Source organism: Thiemannella venezuelensis (assembly GCF_014203605.1).
Lineage (GTDB): Bacteria > Actinomycetota > Actinomycetes > Streptosporangiales > Streptosporangiaceae > Planomonospora_A > Planomonospora_A venezuelensis.
In genome coordinates this window covers 13,897-24,334 of sequence record NZ_JACHJJ010000046.1, presented here as the reverse complement: position 1 = coordinate 24,334, position 10,438 = coordinate 13,897, and the positions used below count along the sequence as shown (strand labels likewise).

Below are 10,438 nucleotides of genomic sequence, written 5' to 3'. Positions count from 1 at the left end.
GAAGGACCTGCATGAGGCCCTGGCCGCCGCCCGCGCCGAGCAGAAAACCGAGACCTGGAAGGACAAATACGCTCTGCGTGCCGGCGTGGAGGGCATGATCAACCAGGCCCTCGACCTCACCGGACTGCGCCGGGCGCGCTACCGCGGCTTGCCCAAGGTCCGCCTCCAGCATGCTTTCTCCGCTGCTGCGGTCAACGTGATCCGACTCGACGCGCACTGGACCAGCGGTCCTGTACGCCCCCGGACCAGCAACCTCGTCCGCCTCAGCTACCGGCTCACAGCCTGACCCCGAAATTGAGCAACAGAGTCGTACAGCACGATCGCGGAGCTGACGGGTGCAGATCACTGACTTTATGGTCACCGGCCGCGGCGGCCCCCTCTCACCCACCCCCTCCGCGCATCCTTACCCGGCGGCGCTCGACGAGGTATAGGACACCTACCGCGACCCGATGGCGATCTGACCCTTCATCCCCAGAGCGAGGAGCCCCGATGAGGCACCATGACGAGACACTTGACAAGTACGTCGCCGCCGCCCGGCAGCGATCGGATGCCCTCGCGGTGATCCTGAGCGGGTCGGTCGCGCGCGGCGACGAGCGTGAAGACTCCGACGTCGACGTCTACCTGCTGGTCACCGATGCGGACTTCGAGGAGGCACGGGCCGCCGGCATCTTGAGCACAGTCCGCCACGAGGCGGCCACCTACCCCAACGGGTACATCGACGAGAAGATCATTTCACCGGGCTATCTGGAGGCGGCGGCCGAGCGCGCGGAGGAGTCGGCGCGGGCGCCGTTCCAGTACGCCCGTGTGGCATGGACGCGCATCGAGGGACTTCAAGAGCAGATCGAACGGATCGCGACGCTCCCGGAGGCGGAGTGGCGGCGGCGGGAGCAGTCCCACGTCGCGGCCGCGCGTCTGTACGCCGGCTACTTCCTGCCGCAGGCCGAGAAGCTCGGCGACCCGCTCCTGCGCCAGTGGGCAGCACTGCACTTGGTGACCTCGGCCGGACGGGCGTTGCTGGCCGGGCAGCGGATGCTGTTTGAGGGGCCGAAGTACCTGACCCGGGCGGTGCGGGCGGTACGGCGCCCGGATGAGTACGACGCGTTGGTGGAGGAACTGCTGGCCGCTCCGCGCTCCGAGACGGGCTTCGCGCTGCTCGGCGTTCTGGAACGACACCGGCCCGCCGGGCTCAGCTGGGAGGAGACGCTCGGGCGGTTCGTGCAGGACGACGAGCTCGCCTGGTTCTTCGGCACCACGCCGCCTGAGCGGTACTGAGTCACCCTGTCCCTTCCGGGAACGCCACACAGGCTTGAAAATCGGCGGGTTGCCCGCAGACGCCGGTTTTGGCCTGGGACGCATGATCCTGTGGGTGCCGGAAATTCATCCGTGCAGGCCAGAGCGCTGGGTTGTGATCATTTACCTCGAGTCTCGGAGCCGTGAGGTCTACGCCGCCGCGGCATGATGATCTGTCGTGCCGCGGCGTCTGGTCTACCTCACCGCGACGGACGCCTTCGCGTTCCTGCGGCTGCTGCCGGGAAGCGATCGTGGCAAGGAGATCGAGATCTGAGGTGCTGCGACACCAGCTGACGGCCCTGCTGCGCCAGATGCCCAAGCCCGCCTTCACTCCCGGCGACCGCTTCGTGCTCGCCGGACTGCTCGGTCCCCCGCCGATGGACACGCTGCGATACCTTGCGCTGCTGGTGCGTCCGGAAACCATCCTGCGCCGGCACCGCGACCTGATCTGGAACCAGCGCCACCTTCTGCACGCACAGCGCGAGTTCGAGGCGTTCTACAACGGTCATCGGCCGCACCGAGCTCTCTGCCAGGCTGCTCCGCTCCGACAGCTCCCCGGACGGGGCGCGGACCGAGCCCGGGTCGATCGACTCGACGTCCGCCGACATGATCGACTCGGTGGTGTCCTCAGGGAGTACCGGCATGCTACTTGACCTGGACGGATGAATTTTTGGCACCCGCAGGTCATGTCTTCGAGCGTACGTGTGGCTCCTGTCCGGGTGGCTGGAAATATCGTGGGCACAGGACTCGCGGCCCGGCCGCGGCGGATCCGGATCGTGCGGCATGCCGGGGCCTGTCCGGTACGATGCCGCCGATCGGCCTGGCGGCCCATGGGGCCGCCCGCCGGGGCCTGGCCCGGGTGCGCGGGTAATCTGAGGGGAACCTCTCCCTCTCACGGATCCGGCGCTGCACATGTACACCCGTCATGCGGAGTCTCTCCTCGACCTGGTGGAGCGGACCTGGGTGCATCGGCTGCGCCGGGCGTCACTGGCCGCCGAGATCGACGCCGAGGCGACGATGGCGGCCGCGGCCGCGGCCGCGCTGGGCGAGGTGTACCGGGGACTGCGGCGGGGAAGCCACCACGGGCTCGCCCGGCGCTGGCCCGCCTGCGTCGTGGTGGCGCTGTCCGCGGTGGCCGCGACCGGATACCGGTCGGGATCCTGCTGGCCCGCCTGGTGGTCGGCCACCCGCTACCGGGGCAGGGCGGCGGACGCGGGCGCGTTCGGCGAGGCGTTCCTGACCGCGCTCGGCCTGCTCGGCCTCCCCGGTCTCCCGGAGCAGGCGGGCGCGGGCCGGTACGTCGGCCCGATCATGATGCACGCCGGTGTCCCCACATCCTGCCTGGCGGAGTTCTTCCGGTTCCTGCTGACCGGCCGGTCCGACGGCCTCGACGAGCCCGTGCACCGCTTCATGGAGCACGGTGGGGACTACGCCGCGGATCTGGCCGAGCGCTGCCTGGACCTGCTGGACCGGCTGCGGGCCCCGGAACCCGATCTGGAGGGCCTGGCTCTGCCCGCCCGTGTCGTGGACCACGCGCTGGCCCTGGTCCGCGACGGGCTGCTGGACCCCACCCCGGAGGAGGAGCGGCCGCAGGTCCTGCTCGCCCCCTTCGGGCAGGGCGTCCTGCTGCGCCTGCCCGAGGCGGCCGGTCCCCGTACGGTGACCGTCGGCGGTGAGACGGTTCCCATCCGGCCCGGTCATCCGATCCCGGTCGCACGCCCGGTGGCGTCGGCCCGGATCCACCGGGACGACGGCGTGCGCGAGACGGGCGTCCGCCTGGTCGATCCGGCCGACCCCCTGCTGGTCTTCACCGAGAACGGCCGCCAGGTCCCCGCCGGCCGCTCCCTGCCCGCGGACGTGTTCTGGGCCGTGTTCCCCGGCGAGCGCGAACTGACCGCCGACGAGCCGCTGCGGATCGTGGCGGAGAGCCTGCTCCCGCCCGGCTGGCCGGGCTGGCGGCTGGTCCAGGTCGCGCCCGCTCGGGCGAGCTGGATCGCGCTGGACGGCGGTCCGCGCCGCCGGGTCAGCGGCAGGGACCGCCCGCGCGTGCACGTCGGCGAGCCGGTCGCCGGGGTCACCGGCGCCGACGGTTCCCCGGTCGTCACGGGCCTCTCCGTCTGGCTCCCCGGTGGCGGGGCGACCTGGTCGGTCGAGGCACGGCGGGCGGGAGAGGTCCTGTTCCGCGGCTCCTTCACCCCCGACAGGCCCGTCACGATCACCGACGTGTGCGGTGGAACCGTCCTCGGTGAGATCACCCTCACGGTGCGAGGGCCTATCGGGCGCGGCGCCCGCAGGACGGTCACGATCGCCGAAGGGCTGGCCGTGCGGTACGAACCGGAGCTGCGGCTGCTGGCCCCGGACGGGTTGCAGCCCGCGACGGCCCGCCTCAGCGGGCCCGCGGGAACCGTGACGCTGGACTTCGGCGCCACCGAGACGGAGCGGGCGTGCGCCTACGGCGCCGGGCGGCTGGTCCTCACTCCGCCGCACATGCGGATCGCCACCGACCGCCACGGGTGGCGTACGGCCCCGCTCCGCCTGGCCGTGGAAGAGCTGGACACGATCGAGTGGCTGCGGATCGACGGCCCGGAGGGGGGCACGCTGGAGGTGCGGGCCGGTGGCCGCGCCGTCCAGCGGGTGGCCTCCTCGGCCCGGGGGCGTCACAACCCGCGCCGGATCCTCGACACGGTCGCCGCCTGCCGCGGCGCCGACCTGATGCTGCCTCCGGACATCCCGGTGGCGTACATCCGGCCGGCGGGGTCCTTCTCCGCGGCCGGCCATCTCGGGGACCGGCTGGTCCTGGCGGACCTGGTGTGGCTGGAGGGCCTGGTCGCCGAGCTCCGCCCGGACGACGGCCCCGGCGAGGTCGTACCCGTGCCGCGGGACGGGACGGTCCCGCTGCCTCCCAGGCTGGCCGCCGCGGCCGCCCTGCGGGTACGGCTGGCCGTACCGGACCCGTGGACCGGGCCGAACTGGCCGCCGGAGGCCGTAACCTGCCGGAGACCTCCCGCCCCGGGTGATCCGCCCCGTGCGGCCCACCCGGTGACGCCCACCCCGTGAAGCCCGCCCTGTCCGGCCTGCCCCGTGATGTCCGCCCGTGGAGAACGGAGACCGTGTGGATCCCCTGGAGACCAGCGCGCTCGTCATCGGCGCCTACCGGCGGTACCTGAACTCGCTGCTGCCGGTGCGCGATCCGGAGATCGCCGCGGCGCTGGCCGAGCAGATCGCGACCAGCCCGCTGCTGGGCAAGGGCCCGCTGCTGGAGGCCACCCCGCCCTACCGGACCGGCGCCACCCTGCGCGAACTGCTCGCCGAGGGCGTGCTCGACCCGGCCTTCTCGCGGCTCACCGGTCCCGCCCTCCCCGCCGACCGGCCGCTCTACCTGCACCAGGAGCAGGCGCTGCGCAAAGCCGCCGCCGGACGCAACCTGGTCGTGGCCACCGGCACGGGCTCCGGCAAGACCGAGAGTTTCCTGCTGCCCGTCCTGAACGCCCTGGCCGCCGAGCACGCCGGAGGAGGGCTGGGGCCCGGAGTGCGGGCGCTGCTGCTCTACCCGATGAACGCGCTCGCCAACGACCAGCTCAAACGGCTGCGCGAGCTGCTCGCCGCGGCGCCGTACATCACCTTCGGCCGGTACACGGGCGACACGCCGGAGCGCGCCGGGCAGGGCGCGGCCCTGTTCGACGAGCTCAACCCGGGGGCCGGGCGGCTGCCGAACGAACTGCTGAGCCGTGAGGAGATGCGGGCCGCCCCGCCGCACCTGCTGGTCACCAACTACGCGATGCTGGAGTACCTCCTGCTCCGCCCCGCCGACCTGGAGCTGTTCGAGGGCGGAGCGGGCGGGCCGGCGTGGCGGTTCGTCGCGCTGGACGAGGCGCACGTCTACGACGGGGCGAAGGCCGAGGAGCTGGGCATGCTGCTGCGGCGGCTGCGCGACCGCGTCGCGCCGGGACGCGGCCTGCAGTGCATCGCCACCAGCGCGACGGTCGGCGACCGGCCGCAGGCGGTGATGGAGTTCGCGGGCAAGCTGTTCGACGCGCCGTTCGAGTGGATCCCGGACGACTCCGCCCGTCAGGACCTGGTCGGCGCCAGCCGGGTGGCGATGCCCGCCGGTCCGTTCTGGGGGCCGCTGACCGCCGCCGACCACCGGGAACTGGCCTCCGCCGCGGACCCCGAGAAGGAACTGCTGTCCCGCGCCGGCGCGGGCCACGACCACGCCGGTACGGCACTGGCCCACGAGCACACCATGGCGACGCTGCGCGGCATGCTCTCCGGCGGCCCCCGCTCCTTCACGGAGCTGGCGGCGGTCCTCTTCGACGGGGACGAGCACGCCCTGACCGCCCTCGTCGGGCTGGGCGGGCGGCTCCACGACGGGGGCAGGCCAGTGTTGTCGGCCCGCTACCACCTGTTCGTCCGCGCCACCGAGGGCGCCTTCGTCTGCCTGCTCGGCCCGCACGTGTCGCTCGGCCGCCACGAGAGGTGCACGGAGCCCGGCTGCGCGGGGATGATGTTCGAGTTCGGGGCGTGCAAGCGCTGCGGCGCGGTCCACCTGGTCGGCGCGGTGGACGACGAGGTCTTCTCCCCCCGGGTCACCGGGGAGGAGTCCCGGGTCTGGCTGCTGCTCGGCGCCCCCCGCGAGGTGCTGGACGAGGACGACGAGCTGCTCGGCGAGGAGACTCCGGCGGGCGGGGAGACGGACGGCGAGGAGGCGCGGCTGTGCGGCCGGTGCGGAGCGCTGGCCGGATGCCGCTGCGGGGCCGCGCCGTCGCGGCGGGTCAGGCGCCTGGCCGCGCCGGCGGGCGCCCTGAGCGGCTGCCGGGCCTGCGGAGCCCGCGGCGCCGGGATGGTCCGGCAGTTCGAGAGCGGCAACGAGGCCTCGGCCGCGGTGCTGGCGACCACGCTCTACCAGGCGCTGCCGCCCGCCGGCGAGCACGACGACCGGCCCGGAGGGGGCCGGAAGCTGCTGGCCTTCAGCGACTCCCGGCAGGCCGCCGCGTTCTTCGCGCCCTACCTGGAGTCCAGCCACGCCGCCATCCAGCGGCGGGTGCTGATGCTGGCGGGTCTGCGCCGCGCCACCGGTGCCGATGGCGGTGGCGGACCCGGGCGCGGCGGGGACGGGGACGCCGCGGTCGCGGTGGACGACCTCATCGAGGAGACGGCCAGGGCCGCGGCCGAGGCCGGCGTCTTCCGGCGGCGCGACTCGCGGCAGCAGCGGCGGCGCGAGGTGGCCCGCTGGGTGATGCGCGAACTGGTCGCCCTGGACGAGCGGCAGTCCCTGGAGGGCGTGGGCCTGATGCGGGTCGGCCTGGACGCCGACCCCTCCTGGCCGGTGCCCGGCCCGCTGCTCGAGCTGGGGTTCTCGGCCGAGGAGTCCTGGCTGCTCCTGGGCGAGCTGGCCGGCTCGCTGCGGCAGCAGGGCGTGCTGAGCATGCCCGAGGAGGTGGACCCGCGCGATGAGATCTTCGATCCGCGGCGCGGCCCGGTCCACGTCCGCAGGGACGGCTCGGAGGCGAAGCTCAAGGTGCTGAGCTGGCTGCCCACCAGAGGGGCCAACCGCCGGCTGGACTACCTCGGCCGCCTGCTCGGCCCGGACGCGGACACCAGAGCGGTGCTCGACGGCTGCTGGCGCTTCCTCACCGCCCTCCCCGACGGCTGGCTCACCGCGACCGTCCTGCCCGGACCGGGCCAGGTCCACCAGGTGGACCACACCTGGCTGGTCCTGTCGGCCGACCCGCCGATCCACCGCTGCGACCTGTGCCGCCGCGTCACCGCGGTCTCGCTGCGCGGCGTCTGCCCGACGATGGGCTGTGCGGGCACGCTGCGGCCCGCCGCGCCGGACGAGGACGACCACTACCGGACGCTCTACCGGCGGACGGCGCCCGTCCCGCTGGCGGCCAGGGAGCACACCGCCCAGTGGACGAGCCTGGAGGCCGCCGACATCCAGCAGCGGTTCGTCCGCGGCGAGGTGAACGTGCTGTCCTGCTCGACCACCTTCGAACTCGGCGTGGACGTGGGGGAACTGCGGGCGGTGCTGCTGCGGAACATGCCGCCGACCACGGCCAACTACATCCAGCGGGCCGGCCGGGCGGGCCGCCGCGCCGACTCGGCCGCGCTCGTGGTCACCTACGCCCAGCGCCGCTCCCACGACCTGTCGCGCTACGCCGAGCCGGAGACGATGATCGCGGGCCGGGTGCGGGCGCCGTACGTGCCGCTCGGCAACGCGCGGATCGACCGCAGGCACGCGCACTCGGTGGCGCTGTCGGCCTTCTTCCGGCACGCCAGGCAGACCTCGGGCACGGTGTGGAAGACGGCGGGCGACTTCTTCCTCGGGGACGGCCCCGACCGGGTGCGGCGCTTCCTCTCCCCGGTCCCGCCGGAGGTCACGGCCTCGCTGCGGGCCGTACTGCCCCCGCAGACGCAGGCCGAGATCGGCGTCGGGCCGGGCACGTGGGCGGAGGAGCTCTGCGACCACCTGGAGAAGGTGCGGCTGGAGCTCACCCAGGACGTGGAGACCTTCGAGGAGCGGCGGACGGCCGCCTTCGAGCAGCGGCGCAGCGACCTGGCCGCGCGGTTCGAGAGGACCGTCAACACCCTGACGAGGCGGTCGCTGATCGGCTACCTGGCCAACCGGAACGTCCTGCCCAAGTACGGCTTCCCGGTCGACACGGTCGAGCTGCGCACCGCGCACTGCGACAGCCAGGTCGGGGCGCGGCTCGAGCTCTCCCGCGACCTGTCCACCGCGATCTACGAGTACGCGCCGGGCGGCGAGGTCGTCGCGGGCGGCGTGCTGTGGCGCTCGGCGGGCGTCTACCGGCTGCCCGGCCGCGAGCTGATCAGCCGGTTCTACACCGTCTGCCGCGACTGCCGGCACTACCGGGAGGGCGACGAGACGCTGGAGGCGGCCTGCCCGGCCTGCGGCTCCCCCGGCCGGGGCCCGCTGCGGGAGTACTACGTGCCGGAGTTCGGCTTCGTCGCCGACCACCGTACGGCCAAGCCGGCGGTCGCCCCGCCGAAGACGTCCTGGCGGGGGTCCACGCATGTCGTCTCGCTCGGGGTCGAGCTGGACGAGCGGATCTGGCGCTCGCCGTCCGGCGCGACCGTCTGGTGCCGGTCGGGCTCCAGGGGGCGGCTGGTGGGCATCTCCGAAGGGCAGGGCGGGAGCGGTTTCCTGATCTGCGACTGGTGCGGCTGGGGCACGCCCAACCTGGGCAGGACGCCCAAATCGCACCTCCACCCACTGCGGCGCAGCCCGTGCACCGGGCCGCTGCGCTGGCGCTCGCTGGCCCACGGCTACGAGACCGACATCCTGGAGCTGCGCTTCGACACCCCGGGCCTGTCGTGGTCGGTGCTGTACGCGCTGCTCGAGGGCGCGGCCGACGGGCTGGAGATCAACCGGGACGACGTCGACGGCACGATGAGCCGCGGCGCCGACGGCCGCACCGGCCTGGTGCTCTTCGACACGGTGCCCGGCGGGGCGGGCAGCGTGCTGCGCGTCGCGGGCGCGCTGGACGCGGTCGTGGACGCAGCGTCGCGCCGGGTCGCCTCGTGCGACTGCGGGGAGGAGACCTCCTGCTACGGCTGCCTGCGCACCCGCCGCAACGAGCACCACCACGACCGGCTCAGCAGGGGGGCGGCCCTGGCCGTGCTCCGCTCTCTCGCGGACTTGGCCTGACATATCCGTTCCGTACGGCATGCTGGAGGACTATGGACGAGACGGCTGCGGCCATGGGGGTCGGCGCGGATCCGCACGCGCCTGGGTCCGGCGCTGTCCCGGATGCGCCCGGGTCCGGCGCGTTCGGCATGGACGCGTTCACCCTCGACGACCGGCTGCGCCTGTTCCACTTCGCCGCGGCCGACAAGCGCCACGACTACCTGTGGCTGCTGCGCGCCTTCGACCGGGGCCGGGCCAACTACCAGGTGCTGCTGCACGCCTCCCAGGCCCGGGAACTGCTCGCCGCGCTCCGCGCCGGGCATCCGGCCTGCCCCGAGATCGACGACGTCCAGCCGCTGCTGGACTCCCTCGCCGACTGGCGGCTGCTGGACCGCAGCTACGACGGCACCCGCGCGGCCAACCTCGCCGAATACCGCAACCGCCACTACGTGTACCAGTTCACCCAGGCCGGCTACCGGGCCTACCGGGCGGTGGAGGAGGTGCTGGGCGCGGGACTGGAGGACGCCCAGCTCTCCCGTCTGGTCTTCCCCGACATCCTGGCCGACCTGAAGGCCCTGGCCGAGGCGAACCGGGCCGGCGACGGCGAGGAGGTCCACCGCAAGCTCGCCCGCCTCGACCAGGCGCTGTCCGACATGGCCATGCGCGCCGCCCGCTTCTACCTCATGCTCGGCGACCTGGCCCGCACCAACGACACCCGGCCCGAGGTCTTCCTGACCCACAAGGACGCGCTCCTGTCGCACATGCGGGAGTTCACCGCCGAGCTCGCCCGCTACCAGCCGCTGCTGGCCGCCGCCGTGGACGAGGCGGCCGGAACCGGGGCGGAGCGGCTGATCGCCCTGGCGGCGGGCGCCGACGAGCGGCTGTTCCGCTCCGCACAGGAGCGCGAGCAGGACTGGCGGCAGCGCTGGGCGGGACTGACCCACTGGTTCGGCTCCGGAACGGCGAGCGAGGCGGAGCGGCTGCAGAGCGCGACCGTCACCGCGATCGCCGGCGTACTGGCGATGCTGCGGAGGGTGACCGAGGCCAGACGGGGCGGGGTGAGCAGGGAGAGCCAGCTGCGCCACCTGGCGCAGTGGTTCGCCTCCTGCCCGGGTGACGACGACGCGCACGCGCTGTTCCAGGCCACCTTCGACCTCGGTTCACCCCGGCACATCGCGGTGCCGCACGAGGACCCCGAACTGATCTCCAGTCGGCTGTCCTGGTGGGAGGCCGAGCCGGTGCGGGTGGCGCGGACCCTCGTGCAGGCCGGCCGCGCACCCCGGCTGCACGGCGTGGGGCGGATCGAGCGCAACGAGGCGCAGCGTCAGCGGTTGCGCGCCGAGCAGCTCAAGGCCCAGCGGCAGCGTCAGGCCGCCGCGGCCTCGCTGGCCTCCGACGGGGTGTACGACCGGGTGCTCGACGAGCCGGAGACCCAGGCCCTGCTGGGCCTGCTCGACCTGGCCCTGTCCGCGCGGGTCGCGGTGAGCCGCACCGTCGCGG

The 10,438-nt window shown here is 73.7% G+C and carries 6 protein-coding genes; all 6 read left to right on the top strand.

The annotated features are described in order from the left end of the window. A partial coding sequence (locus FHS22_RS36210; protein ID WP_184948718.1) for a transposase occupies nucleotides 1–286 on the top strand: 286 nt, incomplete at its 5' end. Between the two features lie 203 nt (nucleotides 287–489). Then, a complete protein-coding gene (locus tag FHS22_RS36205) occupies nucleotides 490–1,272 on the top strand; it encodes a nucleotidyltransferase domain-containing protein (protein WP_184948717.1) in 783 nt (260 codons plus the stop codon). A gap of 293 nt (nucleotides 1,273–1,565) precedes the next feature. Next, entirely contained in the window at nucleotides 1,566–1,943 is a 378-nt protein-coding gene (locus FHS22_RS36200) for a hypothetical protein (RefSeq protein WP_221474562.1), read from the top strand. Nucleotides 1,944–2,202: 259 nt separating this feature from the next. After that, nucleotides 2,203–4,347 carry a hypothetical protein gene (locus FHS22_RS36195; RefSeq protein ID WP_184948716.1) on the top strand — a complete coding sequence of 715 codons (2,145 nt, stop codon included), beginning with the start codon at nucleotides 2,203–2,205 and terminating at the stop codon, nucleotides 4,345–4,347. A 55-nt stretch (nucleotides 4,348–4,402) separates the two neighbouring features. Further along, nucleotides 4,403–8,959 (top strand): DEAD/DEAH box helicase, encoded by a 4,557-nt coding sequence (locus FHS22_RS36190; protein ID WP_184948715.1) that lies wholly within the window; start codon nucleotides 4,403–4,405, stop codon nucleotides 8,957–8,959. Nucleotides 8,960–8,991: 32 nt separating this feature from the next. After that, a partial coding sequence (locus FHS22_RS36185) for a TIGR02677 family protein (RefSeq protein WP_221474561.1) occupies nucleotides 8,992–10,438 on the top strand: 1,447 nt, incomplete at its 3' end.